Source organism: Gillisia limnaea DSM 15749 (assembly GCF_000243235.1).
Lineage (GTDB): Bacteria > Bacteroidota > Bacteroidia > Flavobacteriales > Flavobacteriaceae > Gillisia > Gillisia limnaea.
Window position 1 is genome coordinate 715823 of the sequence record NZ_JH594606.1, and the last position, 19084, is coordinate 734906.

A 19084-nucleotide genomic window follows, 5' to 3' on the forward strand; every position below is an offset into this window, starting at 1 on the left:
AGGAGTAAATTTTTCCTTTTTCCCGATTATCGATATTTTTTTCATAAAAAAAACCCGGACTCTTTTTAGAATCCGGGTTTTTCTGTAATTGAATTTGTATTAATTTATCTTGTTGCGTTTGCGCTCATTTTCGGTTAAATAAACCTTACGCAATCTTATGAAATGAGGAGTAACCTCAACATATTCATCTTTTTGTATAAATTCTAAAGCCTCTTCCAGGGAAAATTTTACCGCTGGAACAATCTTAGCTTTATCATCGGCTCCTGAAGAACGTACGTTAGACATCTTTTTGGTCTTGGTAATATTTACCGCGATATCATCCTGACGGGAATTTTCTCCAATTACCTGTCCTTCATAGATATCTTCTCCCGGTTCAACAAAAAACCGACCTCTGTCCTGTAATTTATCGATAGAATAAGGAATCGCTTTTCCTCTTTCCATAGAGATAAGAGAACCGTTCTGTCTTTCAGGAATTCCACCTTTTAAAGGTTGGTATTCTTTAAACCTGTGAGCCATAATTGCTTCCCCGGCAGTAGCCGTTAACAATTGATTTCTCATTCCTATAATTCCACGTGATGGGATCATAAATTGAATGATCATTCGTTCGCCTTTGGTTTCCATGCTTAAAAGTTCCCCTTTACGAATGGTTACCATTTCTACGGCTTTTCCCGAAACATTTTCAGGAAGATCTATCGTAAGTTCTTCAACCGGCTCACATTTCACACCGTCAATTTCACGTATGATTACCTGTGGCTGTCCAATTTGCATTTCATAGCCTTCTCTTCTCATGGTCTCGATCAATACCGAAAGGTGCATGATTCCACGTCCGTAAACCAAAAACTTATCGGCACTACCGGTTTCTTCCATCCTTAAAGCAAGGTTTTTCTCCAGCTCTTTGGTCAAACGATCTTTGATATGTCGCGAAGTCACAAACTTACCATCCTGTCCGAAGAAAGGAGAATCGTTAATGGTGAAAAGCATACTCATCGTAGGCTCATCGATAGCGATTGTTTTCAATCCTTCCGGATTTTCGATATCTGCAACGGTATCTCCAATCTCAAAACCTTCAAGACCCACCAATGCACAAATATCTCCTGCAACAACTTCTTTTACTTTTAATTTTCCTAAACCTTCAAAAGTAAAAAGTTCTTTAATTCTTGTCTTTTTAATGCTGCCATCACGTTTTACCAACGCAACCTGCATTCCTTCTTTTAGGGTTCCTCTTTGAAGACGACCAATTGCGATACGACCTGTAAATGAAGAGAAATCCAATGAGGTGATCAACATTTGGGGAGATCCTTCGTGGATTATAGGGGCAGGAATATGATCCAATACCATTTCCAACAAAGGTTCAATACTATCGGTTTTCACATTAGGATCGTTACTCATCCAGTTATTTAAAGCGGACCCATACACTGTTGGGAAATCAAGTTGCCACTCTTCGGCACCCAATTCGTACATTAAATCGAAAACTTTTTCGTGCACTTCTTCCGGAGTACAGTTTGGTTTATCTACTTTATTGATAACCACACACGGTTTCAACCCAAGGTTTATCGCCTTTTGAAGAACAAAACGTGTTTGTGGCATAGGACCTTCAAAGGCATCCACTAGAAGCAGAACACCATCGGCCATATTTAATACCCGTTCGACCTCACCACCAAAATCGGCGTGACCAGGAGTATCAATAATATTGATTTTAGTATCTTTATATACTACAGAAACATTCTTGGAAGTAATAGTAATACCGCGTTCTCTTTCAAGATCGTTACTATCCAGAATAAGATCTCCTGTATTTTCATTGTCGCGGAAAAGGTGGCAATGGTACATAATTTTATCAACCAGGGTAGTTTTCCCGTGATCAACGTGTGCAATAATTGCAATGTTTTTAATAGCTGTCATATAAAAGCCTCATTTTTAAGGCTGCAAAAGTACTGCTATTTATTCGAATTTACTATTCTCATTTTATTTAATTCCATAATTACCCAAAACGACTCGGGTTACAGGGCCTAACTACCTTCCGGGCCCTGCATTAATGTTTTTTGTAATTGTTCCACCCGTTTAATTAATTTATCTTTGTACGCTTAATAAGTTACTAATGAGACTCGAAAAAATCCCGCAATTACAACATGTCAATTCCAACAACTTCTTCCTTTTAGCAGGTCCTTGCGCCATTGAAGGCGAAGAAATGGCATTGCGAATTGCCGAAAAAGTTCTTGAAATAACCGATAAACTCCAAATTCCTTATGTTTTCAAAGGCTCCTTTAAAAAAGCCAACCGAAGCCGGATTGACAGTTTTAGTGGAATTGGTGATGAAAAAGCCTTAAAAATTCTTCGGAAGGTTTCCGAAACTTTTAAAATCCCTACCGTTACCGATATTCATGAAACGAGCGATGCAGCACTAGCAGCAGAATATGTTGATATTCTGCAAATCCCGGCCTTTTTGGTACGCCAAACAGATCTTGTTGTAGCAGCAGCAAATACCGGAAAAGTGGTAAACCTTAAAAAAGGCCAGTTTATGAGTCCGGAAAGCATGAAACACGCCGTAACCAAGGTAACCGATTGCAATAATGAACAGGTGATGATCACAGATCGCGGAACGATGTTCGGATACCAAGATATGATCGTCGATTTTCGGGGAATACCTACCATGCGTGAATTTGCACCTACCGTTCTGGACGTTACGCACTCCCTGCAACAACCCAACCAGAGCAGCGGCGTTACCGGCGGAAGGCCGGATATGATTGAAACCATTGCCCGGGCAGGGATCGCAAACAATGTGGATGGGTTGTTTATTGAAACCCATTATGATCTTTCCGTTGCAAAAAGTGATGCTGCAAATATGCTGGATTTGAAATATCTGGAAAAGCTTCTTAGCAATTTGGTGGCGATAAGAAAAACGGTTAATTTATTATAATATTTCACCTTTATCAAATAGCAGGATCCTGTAAATTCGGGATTCTGCTATAATTGGCTGGGATTCTCCAAGGATACAAATCCAGGGTTTGCTCCATTTTCACATCTTATTATTTTGTTACAGGACCTCTGTAATACATCAAAAACCCTATCAACCATCATTTGTTAATTTTCTGATTTCTTTTACTTTAGTCATAATTAATCAGTAATTTATCTATTTTCAAAATTCCTATATGGTAGAAAAAATTACTCGTGTACATTTCTCAAAAACTATTTGCCTTGCAATCTTAGGCTTTCTCCTGGCATTTCCTATAGTAGCTCAGGAAAAACCGGAACTCAAAATTGGCGGAGCATTGCGTTTCAACTATAATTTATCCTCCTGGAAAGATGGTCAGAAAAAACGTGGTGGAGATTTTGGATATGATATGTTCAGGATAAATGCCGCAGCTGCTTATAAAGGAATATTTCTAAATGCCGAATACAGATTGTATTCTGAAGATTTTGGAGGCGGATTCCTAAAGCAAGGTTGGGTAGGTTACAATTTCAATGAACTGGATCAAATTCATATTGGTTTAACTCAGGTTCCCTTTGGAATTCAACAATACAACTCTCACAACTGGTTTTTCAACCTTACTTATTATGTAGGACTGGAAGACGATCATGATATGGGTGTGAAATACTTGCATACAGGAGAAAAATTTGAATATCAACTTGCATTCTTCAAAAATGCGGAAGAATTGAGATTTGGCAACAATACCGAAACTTCTCCAAACCGATATTCTTATGATATCACAGGCAGAAACAAAGAGGTAAATCAATTCAACGGAAAATTTATCTACAAATTTGGAAAAGAATCTGCTAGTAGATTGGGTGTTTCCCTGCAATATGGAGGCCTGTACAACCTTGATACCGAAGAAATGGGCGATCACAATGCGTTTGCTGCTCATTACGAAATAACCAAAGGGAATTGGAATGGGAAAGCACAATTTATTACTGCTTCGCATAACCCGGAGAATGCCGGAGGGGAACCTACAGATGTGGTTATGATGGCTGCCTATGGAGCTCCTTATGAAGTTGCTGCCGATTTTAATATGTACTCTTTGGCGATCTCCAGAAATGTTCCCGTAGAATGGGGACCTGTTTCAAATTTGCAGTTTTATAATGATTTTGCTTTTATGCAGAAAAAAGCCTCCGGATTTGCCGATTCTTATATGAATGTAACCGGAGTTTTAGTCTCTGCCGGAAGTGTATATACGTATATTGATTATGCCGCCGGATACAATCATTCCTGGTTGGGTGGAAATTTTGTGGACGATTTTTCCAAAGGGAACCCGGATGCCAAATGGGAAGCAAGGTTTAACATTAATATTGGCTACTATTTTTAGGATTTATATATAATACGAGGGTTTCAAACTCTCAGAGAAATTAAATTACATTAAAAAACAACATGCTTTATGGCTAAGAAGATTATAAGAAGTGATGAGAGAAAATCCATTTTTGGATTGCAAGTGAATGGACCTGTATTTTTCACCTCTGCTATTATCATCATCATAATAATAACATTAACCCTGATGTTTAAAGACAGGGCAGAACAATATTTTACCGCCACTCAGGATTTTGTCGCAAATAAAGCGGGTTGGTTTTTTATATTAAGCGTAAATGTTTTTCTAATATTTATGATTTATCTGGCCCTCAGTAAATTTGGGCAGTTAAGGATTGGAGGACAAAGTGCAACACCCGAATTCAAAACCCTTTCCTGGTTCGCGATGCTATTTAGTGCGGGAATGGGTATTGGATTGTTGTTTTGGAGTATTTCAGAACCAATTTATCATTTTATGAGTCCGCCAATGGCAGAAGGCGGAACTGCCGAAGCAGCCAAGGAAGCTATGACATTCACCTTTTTACACTGGGGTTTTCACGCCTGGGCAGTGTATGCCTTGGTAGGATTATCCCTGGCGTATTTCACGTATTCCCGTGGACTTCCACTTACCATCAGATCGGTTTTTTATCCTTACTTAGGAGATAAAATTTACGGAAAAATTGGAGATGCCATAGATATCTTCGCTGTACTCGCCACTTTATTTGGTCTTGCCACTTCTTTAGGAATGGGCGTTCAACAAATTGCGGCAGGATTAAATCACCTTTTTGGAATAGATAGCGGTGTGCAAACTCAAATTCTTCTAATTGCCGGAATAACCTCAATTGCTACAATTTCAGTTGTTTTGGGAGTAGATAAAGGGGTGAGAGTTTTGAGTGAATGGAATATGAGAATAGCGGTGCTTTTTCTTCTGATAGTATTGATATTAGGACCAACGATCTTTATTTTTAAATCCTTCGTACAAAATACAGGGAATTATTTATCCGCTTTTCTTGAAGTTGCAACCTGGACAGAAAGTTACACAGGTTCCAATTGGCAAAATGCCTGGACCGTTTTTTACTGGGGATGGTGGATTGCCTGGTCACCTTTTGTTGGAATGTTTATTGCCCGTATTTCCAAAGGGCGCACCATTCGCGAGTTTATTTTGGGAGTTTTATTAGTGCCTTCCATTGTAACTTTTTTCTGGATCTCAGCTTTTGGAAGCACAGCGATACATGAGGCGCTTCTTGGAGATGATACTATTATAAATGCTGTGAATGATAATGTTGCCACTGCCCTGTTTGTGTTTTTGGAAGATTATCCTTTCGCATTTATTCTTAACATTATTGCCATAATTTTAATTGCAGGATTCTTTGTCACCTCTTCAGATTCCGGATCTTTGGTGGTAGATAATTTAACCTCTGGAGGCAAAATAGATGCGCCTGTAGGCCAAAGAATCTTTTGGGCCATTGCTGAAGGTAGTGTTGCGGCGGTTCTTTTAATAGGCGGCGGATTACAGGCACTTCAAACAGCCACTATAGTAACAGGATTGCCTTTTGCCTTGATTTTAATAATTATGTGCTTTTCACTATACAAAGGTTTAAGCGAGGACCTACAGGAATTAAAAAAGCGGGAATCGCAGAAAGAACTTGAAAATTACGAGGAAATAGTTTCCGGTATAGTTCAAAAACGAAATATCAATCAGCAAAAAAACATTAAATAATCCTAATAATGACTGAAATAAAAAACGTCCTGGTTGCCTTAGACCTTTCAGAAATTGATAGCACCTTAATTGAGTATGCTTCATTTATTGCCGAAACCCTCAAGGTTAAAAAAGTGTACTTTGTACATAATATCAAAAAATATGAGATCTCAGAACTATTTGAAGAACAGTTAAGAGATCTTAACCTTGACGAAATAATTGGGGATGAGTTAAATGAGAAAGTAGAAGAAAAATTCACATCTTCAGCACAATGGGAAGTACTCATTTCAGAAGATCCATATTCTGAATCCCTCATCAATTATATTGTTGACAAATATGAGATTCAGCTCGCTTTAATCGGAAATAAAAACAAGTTAAAAGGTACCGGAGTTGTTAGCGGAAAATTACTGCGTCTGCTTAAATGCAATATTCTTTCTATCCCTAAAAGCGCGAAACCGGTTATTACCAATATTTGGGCGGGAACAGATTTTTCAAGTGCTTCTAAAAAGATTTTTGAAGTGGCTGAAAATTTACAGAAAACCACCGCGGCTAAAGTAAAAGCGGTGCATGTATACAATGTGCCGGTTCAATTCTCTCCTTACATTCAAAAAGAACATCTCGATTTGAAGATAGAAAATCATTTAAAGGAAAAAAATGATAAATTCATAGAAAAGATTGGATTCAAAGGTGAGTTAACTACAGAAATTATTCCGGGAAGAGATAGCGGGGTTGCAGCAAAACTGCGTTCCAAAGCCGAAAATTCCAAGGTAGACCTCATTATTGTAGGAGACAAAGGCAGAAACACCTTCTCTTCCTTACTTGTAGGAAGTGTTACCGATGAGCTTTTTAATCAGGATCTGGAAGTGCCTTTATGGATTGTAAAGTAATTTGACGTTGATTTCGGCAAGTTTTTTTCCTGCGGGAAATCCATGCATACAAAACCGCAACTATTCACAGACAATCCCGGTAATAAAACTGGAAAATTATTTTAAAACCTACGGATTTAAAAAGAAGATAAATCTGTCTGTCCGGATACTTTGTGAAACTATAAAAACCCATTATGATCTTTCAGTTGCAAAAAGTGATTCTGCAAATATGCTGGATTTGAAATATCTGGAAAAGCTTCTTAGCAATTTGGTGGCGATAAGAAAAACGGTTAACAATTTGTAAATATCCGGGATAATAATCAAGAACCTCGGGGCAAGTCCGCCCGAACGGTACGGGCGGGCCCACGAGGTATGAATTGGAATATATTTTTAAAAACTCGAGGCATCTCGAAAGCGGGACTGGGAGGTAACCCTCAATGAGGGAATAAACTTAATTAAGTAATTACAAGTATTACAAAATTCAACTACTTTTTTTGCAGCTGTATAAATCGATAATTGCAAGCGACGAGATTATTTAAATTTGAGCTGCACCAAAACTGGCAAATGATCTGATGGGTATTTCAAATCCCAGGAATCACTTAAAACTGCATATTTTAAAACCTCAATATTTACTTTGGAGGTAAAAATATAATCGATCCTTCTCTTTACAGGTTCAAGGAAATTATACCCGTTAAAAGTTCCTTCAGGACCAAAATCAAGTTCAGCAATCGTTTTGGAATCGTTAAGTTTTTCTGAAAGGAATTTGATTCCGGGAGCATTGGGTTCCAGGTTAAGGTCTCCCATTAAAATAACCGGTAAACCTTCTGAATTTAATTCCTGCATCTTTTTCCAAATTAACCGGGCGCTTTCCTCCCTGGCCTCCTCGCCCATATGATCAAAATGCGTATTAAATACCCAGAAATTTTCTCCTGAATTTTTATCCCTGAATTTAGCATACGTACAAACACGGGGTAAGGCAGCATCCCAGCCCACGGAAATTTCATCGGGTGTTTTAGACAGCCAGAAAGTATTTTCCTTAAGTACCTCAAACCGGTTGCTATCGTAAAAGATAGCGCTAAATTCTCCTTTGGTTTTCCCGTCATCCCTGCCAACTCCAACATAGTTATATTCCGGCATAGTACCTTCAAAATATTCAAGCTGCTCCAATACCGCTTCCTGAACGCCAAAAATATCGGGTTGATAAAATTTTATCTGGTTGGCGAGATGATCTTTTCGTAAAGACCAGCTGTTTTCCCCGTCGTTCTCATTGGCATATTTTATATTGTAGGACATCACTTCAATTTGAGCATTCAAGGAAAAGCTGAATATCAATGTAAGTACTGCTGAAGCAATTAATTTAAACATATTCATTGGTTTTAGGGATATCATTTACAAAATCCTGTAAATATTGAAATCGCGCTGTGAGCTTGCCATTTTCGGTCATTTTAGCCCTTTTTAGAATTCCGTTCTTGTCCCCGTTAAAGAATGCAGGAATTACTTGCTTCAGGAACATTTCCCCAAAACCCTCACTGGCATCTTTGGGAAGCTCACACGGCAAATTATCTACCGCCATCACTGTAATTGCACCTTTTTGCCGAAAATCCACTTCCCCTCCTGTTTGGGGATCATATCCATAGAATGGATATGCAATTGTTGAAGGACGAATTGTGCTGGCAATTGGGCCATTGATATCACAGGAAATATCTGCGATCAAATCAATTTTAAAATCGGGTGATGCGGCATCTTCTCTGGTAAAGAATTTTGGCGCTCCGTCTCCATAGAAGTGACCTGCTATATACATATTGGTTACGTGCGCAAATCTTTTAAAATTAGAGGCATATTTTTCCGGATGATTATAGAAATCCCGGATGCTTCCTTTTCCCCCATCCAAACGTTTGTTATAATCCATCACGTCAATAATGCAATAAACAGATTCATTATATTCTATGTTCAAATAATTGGAAACATCCACTTGTTTGATCTTTAAATGATCCAGGATTTCTTTAGCCCCTAAACCAACTTTTCCGCTTCCGCTAAGTAAAATTTTCCTGGGCGGAATTTCGATTTTATCCAATTCTGCCAACATGGATTTAAGATCTGCCAAATTTTCTGCTTTTGAAAGGTCAAATAAACCATCTCTTAATCCCAGTGCCCTAAAGCCATTATAAGCTCCTACCAAACCTGCATATCTGCCAAAACCTATAAGTCGGTGGCCATTTTCTTTAACAATGACTTCGTGATCGTAGAGTTCTATATTATTTTTTAATATTGCCCTTAGCAAGTCTTGGTTATAGGGCTGCTTTTTGATTGTATGAGAGAAAAAGAAATATTTTTTATTCGGAATTAAGTCCGGAATTGGCACTTCCTTTACCCCCAGCATCACATCACAATTTGAAACATCTTCTGAAACCTCAAATCCTGCCTCCCGATATTCATCATCTGTAAAAACCCGTATTGCTGAAGATTCTATTTTAAAGCTTGCCTCTGTAAATTTTTGAACAACTTCTTTTAGTTTTTCATGAGAAAAGACCACCCTTCTGTCTGGTGGGGTTTTACGTTCTTTGATGATGGCAAATTTTATCATTATTGGTATAGGTTTTGCTTTAAATTGCGTGTTGCCCAAAGATATAAATTTTAAACTGTATCTTTGCAGCCGCGTTAGGGATAGAAGAGGAAATCCCGTCTAAATTTCTAAAATTTTGACGGATTGAAACGGATAGCCCGTCCCGCCTGAGTTTTTACGAAGGAGGGAACGCCAAAAAGTTCATTACAATATGGGGTCGACTTGGATTTGACAGCGAGTCAAATTGGGTTGTAAGCACGTAGAGCGCTGGGATATAGCTCTTAAATCTCATATTTCACACTTTTTAAACGGCGAGAATAACTACGCCTTGGCTGCGTAACCGAATTACAGTAGGTTACACTTAATCCCTACCAGGTAGGGAGCCGAGATGTCTCGTGGAAGCCTTGATTTACGGCGGCCACACCAGAGACACCGAAAAAGTAAATATAGGAAGCGCAGGGCCTTGATGTTCTTCTGAAATCTAATTGAGGATACGTGTAAGATTGGTGGTTTTCGGCCGGTCTTGCATCGACAATCAAGCGAAAACTAAACGTGTAGAAAGCTTCTTAATTGCTTGTTTGGACGAGGGTTCGAAACCCTCCGACTCCACCTTCGCCCTCCGAAGCTTTTGGATACAAAAGCGAAGGAGGGCTTTTTATCTTTAATTATCTTTCAAAATAACGAAACAAGTGAGGGCTTCGGTGGACAGGTCCACCTTATTTATTATCTTAAACGAGTTATGTATATAATTTTTTTACGATGGACTTACCTTTCGGCGTGTATATATTAAAATGCTCTAATGGACAACACTATACCGGATACACGGAAAACATAGACCAACGTTTAATAGCTCATCAAAAAGGAAAAGTCAATTTCACCAAAGACAAATTACCTGTAGAACTCGTTCACCTTTCTTTATTCCCAAACAAGAAAAAAGCCTGTTATTTTGAACGGCACCTAAAAAGCGGTTCAGGAGCAGCATTTAGAAATAAGCGGCTGTTATAAACAAAAATCTGCCGGGCTTTTTCGCCTGAGCAAATTTTTTTATTTTAAGACGCCCGGACTGAAAGGACGGTTAGGCATAGCGGCATTTCCTAATGAGGAGCTCCCGGGGTTAGACACACTCTCCGACTCCACTTGATAAATCGTAAATCACTTACCTGTAAGTTTTTACGGTTTTTTTTATTAAGTTTTTTGTTTGATTAATGTACGGGTGGAAAAATTTATTTCTTTATTATTCTCTTTTAAAATAATAGACTAGTTCTTTTAGGTTACCGTTTTAGTCTGGCTCCCGGCTTAGAAACTACTTACGCTGATTTTATGCCCGATTTGGTTAAAAATTAAATTAGAGAATCTTTTTCTAATTCGAATTAAATTATACAATCAAGAAAGCACGACCTCCTTCATAATCCTTTAGCGAAACAAAGACTTAATGAAATTGAAGGCTTCAATGAGCTGCAGCAGTTTTGTAAATCCAGTTATATTCATGTTTGATCCACAAGATTTAATAGTATTTTCAGTCAAATATTTTCCAATGTACAAAAGTACAGTTGGGCGGAGGTAGAGGCTATTACGATTTACTATTGGTTATTATTGAAAAAACAACATCACGGACTTTAACCGACAATAGTAAAGCTTTAGTCGTGAACCACGTAAAAAGAAAAATTTCGATTGATTGCTGTTCCTATTCATAGTGTGTTTTCTTCAGATTTAAAACCTTCTATTTTTTGGACCAGGCCTCGCAACCTGGTCCAATTACCTTCAAACTGGAAGCGGAATTATTCCCGACTCGACAAATTTTTACTGGAGACGTCAAAGGAACTCCGCTGGGTGTTAAAAAATAGCGATACGGACTGGTTTTCTCCCGAATCCTATGAGCTCCGTAGACAGAATGATGTTTCCCCTGTTATGCTAGATATGATCAAAGATCATCCTGTTGAGCTTACTGCAGACTGGTTTTATTCAAGTTTCCAAGGACAAAATTACAGCGGCAGTTATACTGAAAAAGTACTACAAAAGATTGCGGGAATATATTGGGATGGGAAAAGATGTTTTCACTTATTTCAATAACGATCTTGGGGCCACGGCATGCTAAATGCGATCACCTTGAGGGAGAAGTTAAGGGTAGAAGAAAGTCCTGCCTGATAAACAATATTTTAGTTGAGAATTTTCAGTAACTCCAAAACATAAATTCGGATTTACTCAGGAAGACAACCTGGGAGGTACTTTAAATCTCAACAACTTTTTTCAAACTTTCATAAAAAGAAGATCATTTTTCTTTCAGTAAATTCTCTCCTCCAGTTATAGATTCCCTGCTATAAAAATACCTATCTGCCCCCATAGGAATGTTCATTTCATCTACATACTTTTAAAGTAATCAAAATTTTATCATCGCAAAATAAGTTTATAGCTTATGGATGCAGGGTTAAAAATAGACCTAAACTGATGGGTATGAAAAAAAGTTATTTTTCTTGCATGATGGGGCTTTTGGCTGCTTTTTTTTTGTTAATCACCTGCTCGCCCAACCCATTCTTTTTTAGGTCTAACTACACCGACACTAACTCTCTTATCCACCAGAGAGAAAAGTTACAGGAGGAGCAATTTCTTAAAGCTCATCTTAAGAATGGGGAAGTTCATATCTTCCGGGAAATGTGGGCTGTTGATACCATTCAGGATCTCGTTATAGGGAAGGGGAGTTCATATGACTTTAATCGGAAAAAAATCTCTGAAGGTCAAATTTCTATCCAGATAGATAGTGTAGCCATTTTTGAAACCAATTCCAAACTGGAGGGCACAGAAAAGAAGCGAATAAGGGCTCTAGGAATTCTGGCCGGCGTGGACGTCGCGATAGGAGTCTTTTGCCTTACCAACCCAAAGGCTTGCTTTGGCTCTTGTCCTACTTTTTATATAGATGCACAGGATAACTTTCATTATGCCGATGCCGAAGGTTTTTCAACTGCCATTTCCCCTTCGATGGAATACTCAGATATTGATGCTCTGAATCCCCAGTTCATCAACGAAAATTCCTTCTCCATTACGATGAAAAATGAGGCGCTGGAAACCCATGTAGTGAATTCTGTAAATCTTATCGCCTTTCCTCTCCAAAAGGATGAAAGGGTACACCAATCCCCACAGGACGAGTTTTACCTTTGCAGAAATATCTATAGTCTGAAAAAAGCCGTAGGTAAAGAAGGTGAAATCACCGGCCTGCTGCAACAGGCAGATCGTAAGGAACGGTTTTCCCTGGCAGATGAAGAGAACCTTAGCAGTAGAGAAGAGATCTTCCTTACGTTTGAAGACGTAAAAAAGCCAGAAAGCCTTGGCCTGTCACTAAGTTTTCGACAAACACTCATGACCACCTATTTCATATACAGTGCTATGGGTTATATGGGAGATGAGGTGGGGGACATTTTCGCCAGGATAGAAACTTCAGATTCAACTGCAGAAAAACTTAAGAACGGGATCAAGAAAGAATTGGGTAAGATCGACATATATGTATGGAACCCTAAGAAAGAAGACTGGGAATTCCAGGCCGGATTTTATGAAACCGGGCCTATTGCATTCAACCGACAGATCCTTCCTTTCAGTTCCTCTGTTACAGGGGAGGAAATAAAAGTTAAGCTTGTTCTTAATAAAGGCCTCTGGCGACTGGACCAGGTTGAATTGACCAATATTGTGAAAAAGGTGGAACCGGAAGTGTTGGACGTTTGTGAAGTGAAGAAAAAGGGAATTACAGATGCTGTTGCAAAAGCTGAGATTCTTGGCGACGAGCGCTACTTAATTTCAATGCCTGGAAACGAATATCAGTTTATTTTTGAAGTACCGGGAGCGCCCCAGGAATACGAGCTGTTCCTGGTTTCAGGAGGCTATTATATTGAGTGGATGCGGGAAAGCTGGATAAAGGAAAAGGATATTCTCAAACTTAAACAGATGGTTGACAATCCCAGCAGATATCTCAAAGAGGAAGCAAAAAGCTATAAAGAGTACGAGCGCAGTATGGAGCAGGAATTCTGGAATTCAAAAATAGATACCAAAAACTTTCCTCATTATGGAACCTAAACCTCTCATCTTAATACTCCTGCTTATAAGTTTTATTAGCAGTTGCAGTGCTCCCAAATATGTACCCAAACTGGAGGAGGTTCCCTTCAGTGCCTACGGTTCCCATATAGAGATAAAACAGCTCTCGGGAGCCGAAATTGAAGGTGAGTTAATTGCCGTCGATAGTAAAACTCTGTTTGTCCTAACTGCCGCGGATTCAATTAAAAAGCTGCACAATTTACCGGTAAGTGATATAGAGAAATTCAAACTCACCTATGCGCAGCCAAAAAGTTATGCCTGGACCATCCCCGTCTACACGCTATCTACGGTAAGTCATGGTTACTTTGCATTATTTACGGCTCCGGTAAACGCAGTGGTAACATCTGTTGTCACGGCGCGCGGTGCCAATGCCTTTACTTATAACGAACAGGTGATGAGCTATGAAGAATTAAGCAAGTTCGCCCGGTTTCCACAGGGTATCCCGCCAAAGATAGATAGGGCAAGTATCAGGTAATTTGGGTAAGAGTTTCTTCAAATAAGGATATTTCATCAAATTGCAACGGATTTCCCCTGTATTTCTAGGCTCAACATAAATTTTAACCTCCATTGAATAGAGTTTACACTAAATTCCTTTTTTAAACGTCCATAAAGGAAGTTTGTTGACTGGTTCAATCAATTCTCTGTCCAACTTAAATCCAAGTTTATTTATATAATTGAACATTCGATGGCTCGGCTGTTTCAGGATAAATTGGTCTTTTCTGAACTTAAGGATTAGGGAAGAAGAAGGCTGGAGCGTGAGAAAGGCCTTTTCTATTAGATTTGATTCCTACCCTAACCTGAAAGCTATTATAGGAGGCATTTTATATACCTATTTGCATACCTGTTTTTGGAGAAAAACCAGAAGGAAAAAAAGCGTACAGATAAAAGACTGTTTCACCTCTTTTTCCGTTCAAAAACAGGCAAAAATTGAAAGCATAAAGAAAAGGCTATAGGAAATTTTAAAAAAAATAATTTCCTATAGCCTTTTCTTTTTTGTTTGTTTGTTTGTTTATTTCATTATAGGGGTTTTTCAATTGCCATTGAACCTATTTACTGGATTTTGTGGTTGTTGGTAGACCCAAAGGCTTGTTCATTTAATGTTTATTAAGCAGGTTTAAACGTCCCGCTACCAGTTCCCTACCGGGACACTACCACTGCATTAATAGTTCATTTTTGTGACTGCTCCATTTCTCAATAACCTATTCTACTATTGATTAATATAAAACGAACTGAAGGTTAGTCAAGCCACTGATGTAAAATTCAAGGTTTAGTATTTCAAAATAATTAAGAAAATTATAGGTTAAAATACTCAAATTTATAGAATCTTAATTTTGAATTTTTAGTAGCTGAAGCACCCGTTCCGGATAATCGGTGATAATACCATCAACTTCTAATTCTATCATTTTTTTAATGACTTCAGACTCATTAACCGTCCAGGGAATTAATTCTTTTCCATAGTTTTAATAGAATCTACAAAAGCAGTGTCTTTTACTAATCCATAATTCGGACTATAAATTTCCGGTCGGAAATTAAGTAAATCAAGGTTCTTTTGAATCCCACCATTGGAGACCAGAATATTATTTTCATCCAATTTTTCTGAATACCAATCACCTGAAGTGGACCCTACATTGTAATTATGATGTGGCTTATCTTTGCTGCCACCCCGCCAATTTAGGGGAGTCAAACATGTAGAATTCTTCCTCTATAGATTAACCACAATTTTTGCATAAACACAACTATTGGTCTTGATCCATTAATACTTCATAATATAGAATTTATCTTTCTTTAAAAATAGGGAAGATCCTAGATCTATTTAAAGCAATGTTGGCAGTAGATATAATCATTAAGTGATATGAGCAATAAAAGAAAATGTTTTGAACTTTTGGACAGCCTCTAATTGTGCTCAGTTATACTCCTTCAGTACTATTCTTAGAGTTTTTTAAAAAATTTAATTATATTTTCTTTCAATGGCTTCAGTATTAGTTAATTGGTATCTAAAGGAGTATAGTAAAATAAGATTTGGAAAATTAATGCCGTAAATAAAACAATACTAATGCCGCCAACTAGAAAATAAAGTGAGTATTTAAGGAATAGTCTTTTTCGTTCTAATGCCTTCCCTAAAAAAAATATATCTTCGATCATAGAGTTATGTATTAAAGATATATTCCCGGTCATTGACAACATAGCCTCCCTATAATCTTTTAAGCGCAAATCTTTAAAGTTACCGAAAAATAGTGGGTTGCCTTTCTTATAGCCAAGATCATCTAAAGATAATTTACCGTGTGACCCTTCTGGTGTAATCGCAAGCATAGAATAAATCATAGATATTAAAGACGTGATAGCTGCAACCCCCAATATCACAAAATTAAAATCAAGGATATTGGGGGTCACAATAATTTTGCCAATGATAATTGAAATAACCAGTGCATTAATTGTCAATAAAATACGTGCTTTACGATCCACCATCTGGTTCATAATATAATGGTTTCGGCTCGTGGTTGTAAGCATACTGGTAAAAGCCCTTTCGCTCGCATCCTTTCTTTTCTTATTCTCTTTTAAAACTTTTTTCTTTAATTTCAAAGCTTCCTCATCCGGATTTATTGAGTTCTCCTCCATATATGTATATTTAGTATTTATTACTTTTAAGGGTATAAACGTTCGGCAATGAGGATTGCGAGGAGTATAGTGAATATACTAAATATTATTTTATTTCTATTTGGCATATTAAGATGATATTCAAGTGATAAATGCATTTGATCAAGTATATTTTAGCTTTTCTATTGGACTAATTTAGCCTAACTTTCTTATTCATTTTTTCTCTTGAACAACTTTGGAGTCCTTGCCTTCCAGAAGGTTCAGGGTGGTGGTCAGATGGTTCTATCTGCCGGTTCCCACCACATCGGGACGATTATGTATTGACACCTTGTCTCGTATGTCTCCTCTGGTATTCTTAAGGTTGCCACTTTTAAATTTCGTCTGCCTTGCCTTATATTGATACAGGTCTTTATAGTTTAAATCCTCCCTCCTTGCTATTACTTGACTAATCATTGGGAACAAGCCCCCAATGATTTTAATTTGGGTTGCATTTATGTGTTGAACTTAGGCTTAGTGATTGGATGAAAAAAAGTATATTTTTTTGTTTCAATACTGTTTAAGTTTGATTCCAGTATTTACTCTACCTAAAGTCAGAAGCTAAGTCATTAACATAATTATTGAAGGTACCCTCTCTGAATTTCTGATATAATGAGACCATTTCCTCTTTTGAGAAGTAGCCATTAAACTGAGGGTTCTCATCAATCATGAATTGAATAAATTGGTTTTGATTTACCGACTTTCTTGCCTTTTTTCTTAGCAGTTGGGCCAGCTGTTTTTTAGTATAAATCTTTTGACCTATTTGGAAGTTTTCATCAGACTTTCTTGATTTACTCAAAAAATCACGATACTTAAATCTTTCTTTTGCCATCACATCCGTTGTAAATTTTGAGGGTGGATTAATGTGAGCCGCAGAAGGTTTGGTCTTTAAGGAGGTGTTTGAAACTCTTGCGTAGTCTTGAGCAGTAATTGATACTGAAAACACTACTAATGCCAATGTTAGAAATAAAGTTTTCATAATACGAAGTGTTTAAATTAATATTATTTCGATAACTAAGGAAATGCTTAGTTATCTATCACTTCCTTTTAGTTATATTTTTTTTTGTATTACCATAATTTCTAAACTACTATATAAAATTAAGCAAGATTTTAGTTATTTCATATTGATTTTTATGTTTTAACATAGGGTAATTTTAATCTTGCAATGGCTCTAAATATGAGGCTTAAACATTTCGGGAACCGAATTATTCGGGTTGTAGCCTAGCCCGGTTATCGCGCATGCTTTGGAGGCAGGAAGCCGAAGGTTCTCCCGATGCTTCGGTACAAGATGAAGTGATGATTAGCTCCCTGCTGGACGAAAAATAAATATACATTTCAATTGTAATTAATTAGTAGTTAATTGTGCGGCAATCTGGTTAATTACTGATCCTTCAAATATTACTTCAATGCAATTAAGCCCGCATGTTTTGCTTCCTCTTCTATTTTACCAGCCAATTTTTCTTCTGAATAATAATTTTTTCACCAAATGGGTATCAAAATTCCCACTTCTAAAATTTTCATGTTCAAAAACGATTTCTTTAAATGGAAGTATGTTTTGCACTCCTTGAACTTCATATTTGTCAATAGCCGAATCATTAATTGTATGGCTTCTTCTCTAGTTTTTCCGCAAATGATAAGCTTAGCTTGCATGGGATCGTAATAAATTGGAATTTCCATTCCTTCTTCAAAACCATCATCCGTTCTTACGCCTTCACCTTTTGGTGTTCTATATTGTTCCAACATTCGGCATAAAGTAAATATAGCATTAGAAACAAGTTGTTTTCACCTTCGCAATATTTACCACAAGCTCTAAGTGAATTGCGGCAAGGAGGCAATAGCCAAAGTGCTTTCCGGTAAAATAAAGCTTTAACAAATCCTCTTCCTGCGAAATTCTGTTTAGATATGCAACTGGACCTGTAATGGAGGTGAACGCCTATAGAAACATAGTTGTTCAAGGCTTTACGAGAGGTTCTTGTTTACTTGAAAAATCTGACAATTTTTAATTTAGTTACATTTAGAAAAGATAATTAAAACTAAAAATTAAAAATTCGTCACCTGGAGCACCCGTTCCGGATAATCGGTGATAATACCATCAACTTCTAGTTCTATCATTTTTTTAATGACTTCAGGCTCATTAACCGTCCAGGGAATTAATTTCATGTCCATAGTTTTAATAGAATCTACAAAAGCAGCATTTTTTACTAATCCATAATCCGGACTGTAAATTTCCGGTCGGAAATTAAGTAAATCAAGGTTCTTTTGAATCCCTTCAATATATACCAAATAGGCTGTTTCAACTTCAGGATATTTTTGATGAATTTGATTGAGAATATTGACATCAAAAGATTGTAAATTCATTTTTTTCTGAAGGTTTTTATCCTGAATAACCTGCATCACCAATTCTACGAATTCTTTAGGTTCCGGCTGATAAAAACCATATTCATTTGCTGAAGATTTCAATTCAATATTATATTTTACCTTTTCCAGATTATTCTTTTTTATAAAATTTTCTATGGAGTCTATCGCTTCGGCAAGTAAAGGTTTATAGGTTTTTTGCTTTTGCTGGTCAGGAAATAATTTATTTCCTTTAGAACCAACATCAAATTTCCTGATGCTATCGTACGTCATCTCGTAAAGGTTAAATTTTTCCTGATTTTCTTCAGAAATTGTATCGCCCGATGGAGTCAAAACATATAATGAATGCATAAATGGCTCGTGGGACACTACTACTTTTTTATCTTTGGAAATTATTACATCCAACTCGATCACATCCACGCCTTTTTCTACCGCACTTATAAATGCAGGGATACTATTCTCGGGAAAATTCCCCCTATCACCACGATGCCCCTGCACCTGAATACTTTGTGCTTCTGGTTTGGTTCCTTGAACCTCTTGTTTTTGCTCCTTATCGTGCTTACAACCTAAAGCAATTATCAAGAAAGCAGGTAATATGTTTTTTATAATTTTCATCTAAA

Annotated in this window: 17 protein-coding genes, 1 other RNA gene and 1 pseudogene; 10 read left to right on the top strand and 9 right to left on the bottom strand. The window is 37.3% G+C overall.

Going from position 1 to position 19084, the window contains the following annotated elements:
- Positions 1 to 99: 99 nt before the first annotated feature.
- Positions 100 to 1899: a translational GTPase TypA gene (gene typA, locus GILLI_RS04910; RefSeq protein ID WP_006988011.1), complete on the bottom strand. Its 1800-nt coding sequence runs from the start codon at positions 1897 to 1899 to the stop codon at positions 100 to 102.
- 196 nt (positions 1900 to 2095) lie between these two features.
- Here typA and kdsA point away from each other — a divergent pair, with 196 nt between their 5' ends.
- From kdsA to GILLI_RS18335, 5 genes and pseudogenes are all read left to right on the top strand, one after another.
- Positions 2096 to 2914 (top strand): 3-deoxy-8-phosphooctulonate synthase, encoded by an 819-nt coding sequence (kdsA, locus tag GILLI_RS04915; RefSeq protein WP_006988012.1) that lies wholly within the window; start codon positions 2096 to 2098, stop codon positions 2912 to 2914.
- Positions 2915 to 3146: 232 nt separating this feature from the next.
- Positions 3147 to 4298, top strand: a complete 1152-nt coding sequence (locus GILLI_RS04920; protein WP_006988013.1) for a hypothetical protein — start codon at positions 3147 to 3149, stop codon at positions 4296 to 4298.
- Between the two features lie 69 nt (positions 4299 to 4367).
- On the top strand, positions 4368 to 5993 hold the full coding sequence (locus tag GILLI_RS04925) for a BCCT family transporter (protein WP_006988014.1): 1626 nt from the start codon (positions 4368 to 4370) through the stop codon (positions 5991 to 5993).
- 8 nt (positions 5994 to 6001) lie between these two features.
- Complete coding sequence (locus GILLI_RS04930; RefSeq protein WP_006988015.1) at positions 6002 to 6859, top strand: universal stress protein; 858 nt, start codon at positions 6002 to 6004, stop codon at positions 6857 to 6859.
- A 160-nt stretch (positions 6860 to 7019) separates the two neighbouring features.
- Positions 7020 to 7142: pseudogene (locus GILLI_RS18335) on the top strand (3-deoxy-8-phosphooctulonate synthase); the annotation flags it as partial.
- 227 nt (positions 7143 to 7369) lie between these two features.
- Here the strand turns inward: GILLI_RS18335 and GILLI_RS04940 are convergent.
- Both GILLI_RS04940 and GILLI_RS04945 read right to left on the bottom strand, forming a co-directional pair.
- Positions 7370 to 8203 carry an endonuclease/exonuclease/phosphatase family protein gene (locus GILLI_RS04940; RefSeq protein WP_006988016.1) on the bottom strand — a complete coding sequence of 278 codons (834 nt, stop codon included), beginning with the start codon at positions 8201 to 8203 and terminating at the stop codon, positions 7370 to 7372.
- Positions 8196 to 9422, bottom strand: coding sequence for an NAD(P)-dependent oxidoreductase (locus GILLI_RS04945; RefSeq protein WP_006988017.1), 1227 nt, complete (start codon positions 9420 to 9422; stop codon positions 8196 to 8198). Before GILLI_RS04945 ends, GILLI_RS04940 begins: the two co-directional genes overlap by 8 nt.
- A gap of 192 nt (positions 9423 to 9614) precedes the next feature.
- Here GILLI_RS04945 and ssrA point away from each other — a divergent pair.
- The 5 genes from ssrA (at position 9615) to GILLI_RS04965 (ending at position 13953) form a co-directional block, all read left to right on the top strand.
- Positions 9615 to 10013, top strand: a transfer-messenger RNA (tmRNA) gene (ssrA, locus tag GILLI_RS17985).
- A gap of 147 nt (positions 10014 to 10160) precedes the next feature.
- The gene (locus GILLI_RS04950) at positions 10161 to 10406 is read left to right on the top strand and encodes a GIY-YIG nuclease family protein (protein WP_006988018.1); all 246 of its coding nucleotides are present in this window, start codon (positions 10161 to 10163) and stop codon (positions 10404 to 10406) included.
- A gap of 666 nt (positions 10407 to 11072) precedes the next feature.
- Positions 11073 to 11471, top strand: a complete 399-nt coding sequence (locus tag GILLI_RS04955; RefSeq protein ID WP_040506435.1) for a DUF72 domain-containing protein — start codon at positions 11073 to 11075, stop codon at positions 11469 to 11471.
- Between the two features lie 381 nt (positions 11472 to 11852).
- The gene (locus tag GILLI_RS04960; protein WP_006988019.1) at positions 11853 to 13460 is read left to right on the top strand and encodes a hypothetical protein; all 1608 of its coding nucleotides are present in this window, start codon (positions 11853 to 11855) and stop codon (positions 13458 to 13460) included.
- Positions 13450 to 13953: a hypothetical protein gene (locus GILLI_RS04965; protein ID WP_006988020.1), complete on the top strand. Its 504-nt coding sequence runs from the start codon at positions 13450 to 13452 to the stop codon at positions 13951 to 13953. The genes GILLI_RS04960 and GILLI_RS04965 overlap by 11 nt, the downstream gene beginning before the upstream one ends.
- 850 nt (positions 13954 to 14803) lie before the next feature.
- On the opposite strand, the gene GILLI_RS18805 is transcribed toward GILLI_RS04965, so the two are convergent.
- The 6 genes from GILLI_RS18805 to GILLI_RS04995 form a co-directional block, all read right to left on the bottom strand.
- Positions 14804 to 14920: a glycerophosphodiester phosphodiesterase family protein gene (locus GILLI_RS18805; protein ID WP_425357527.1), complete on the bottom strand. Its 117-nt coding sequence runs from the start codon at positions 14918 to 14920 to the stop codon at positions 14804 to 14806.
- Positions 14920 to 15162 carry a hypothetical protein gene (locus GILLI_RS18810; RefSeq protein ID WP_040506438.1) on the bottom strand — a complete coding sequence of 81 codons (243 nt, stop codon included), beginning with the start codon at positions 15160 to 15162 and terminating at the stop codon, positions 14920 to 14922. Before GILLI_RS18810 ends, GILLI_RS18805 begins: the two co-directional genes overlap by 1 nt.
- A gap of 299 nt (positions 15163 to 15461) precedes the next feature.
- Complete coding sequence (locus tag GILLI_RS04980; protein WP_006988021.1) at positions 15462 to 16094, bottom strand: Pycsar system effector family protein; 633 nt, start codon at positions 16092 to 16094, stop codon at positions 15462 to 15464.
- A gap of 559 nt (positions 16095 to 16653) precedes the next feature.
- Complete coding sequence (locus GILLI_RS04985) at positions 16654 to 17088, bottom strand: hypothetical protein (RefSeq protein ID WP_006988022.1); 435 nt, start codon at positions 17086 to 17088, stop codon at positions 16654 to 16656.
- 500 nt (positions 17089 to 17588) lie between these two features.
- On the bottom strand, positions 17589 to 17852 hold the full coding sequence (locus tag GILLI_RS04990) for a hypothetical protein (RefSeq protein WP_040506439.1): 264 nt from the start codon (positions 17850 to 17852) through the stop codon (positions 17589 to 17591).
- Between the two features lie 297 nt (positions 17853 to 18149).
- Positions 18150 to 19079 carry a glycerophosphodiester phosphodiesterase family protein gene (locus tag GILLI_RS04995; RefSeq protein ID WP_006988023.1) on the bottom strand — a complete coding sequence of 310 codons (930 nt, stop codon included), beginning with the start codon at positions 19077 to 19079 and terminating at the stop codon, positions 18150 to 18152.
- Positions 19080 to 19084 lie beyond the last annotated feature (5 nt).

What these genes read in the sequence shown, in the direction of transcription:
- typA (WP_006988011.1), bottom strand. Translation starts at nt 1,899, where the DNA reads ATGACAGCTATTAAAAACATTGCAATTATTGCACACGTTGATCACGGG.
- kdsA (WP_006988012.1), top strand. Translation starts at nt 2,096, where the DNA reads ATGAGACTCGAAAAAATCCCGCAATTACAACATGTCAATTCCAACAAC.
- GILLI_RS04920 (WP_006988013.1), top strand. Translation starts at nt 3,147, where the DNA reads ATGGTAGAAAAAATTACTCGTGTACATTTCTCAAAAACTATTTGCCTT.
- GILLI_RS04925 (WP_006988014.1), top strand. Translation starts at nt 4,368, where the DNA reads ATGGCTAAGAAGATTATAAGAAGTGATGAGAGAAAATCCATTTTTGGA.
- GILLI_RS04930 (WP_006988015.1), top strand. Translation starts at nt 6,002, where the DNA reads ATGACTGAAATAAAAAACGTCCTGGTTGCCTTAGACCTTTCAGAAATT.
- GILLI_RS04940 (WP_006988016.1), bottom strand. Translation starts at nt 8,203, where the DNA reads ATGTTTAAATTAATTGCTTCAGCAGTACTTACATTGATATTCAGCTTT.
- GILLI_RS04945 (WP_006988017.1), bottom strand. Translation starts at nt 9,422, where the DNA reads ATGATAAAATTTGCCATCATCAAAGAACGTAAAACCCCACCAGACAGA.
- GILLI_RS04950 (WP_006988018.1), top strand. Translation starts at nt 10,161, where the DNA reads ATGGACTTACCTTTCGGCGTGTATATATTAAAATGCTCTAATGGACAA.
- GILLI_RS04960 (WP_006988019.1), top strand. Translation starts at nt 11,853, where the DNA reads ATGAAAAAAAGTTATTTTTCTTGCATGATGGGGCTTTTGGCTGCTTTT.
- GILLI_RS04965 (WP_006988020.1), top strand. Translation starts at nt 13,450, where the DNA reads ATGGAACCTAAACCTCTCATCTTAATACTCCTGCTTATAAGTTTTATT.
- GILLI_RS04980 (WP_006988021.1), bottom strand. Translation starts at nt 16,094, where the DNA reads ATGGAGGAGAACTCAATAAATCCGGATGAGGAAGCTTTGAAATTAAAG.
- GILLI_RS04985 (WP_006988022.1), bottom strand. Translation starts at nt 17,088, where the DNA reads ATGAAAACTTTATTTCTAACATTGGCATTAGTAGTGTTTTCAGTATCA.
- GILLI_RS04990 (WP_040506439.1), bottom strand. Translation starts at nt 17,852, where the DNA reads ATGTTGGAACAATATAGAACACCAAAAGGTGAAGGCGTAAGAACGGAT.
- GILLI_RS04995 (WP_006988023.1), bottom strand. Translation starts at nt 19,079, where the DNA reads ATGAAAATTATAAAAAACATATTACCTGCTTTCTTGATAATTGCTTTA.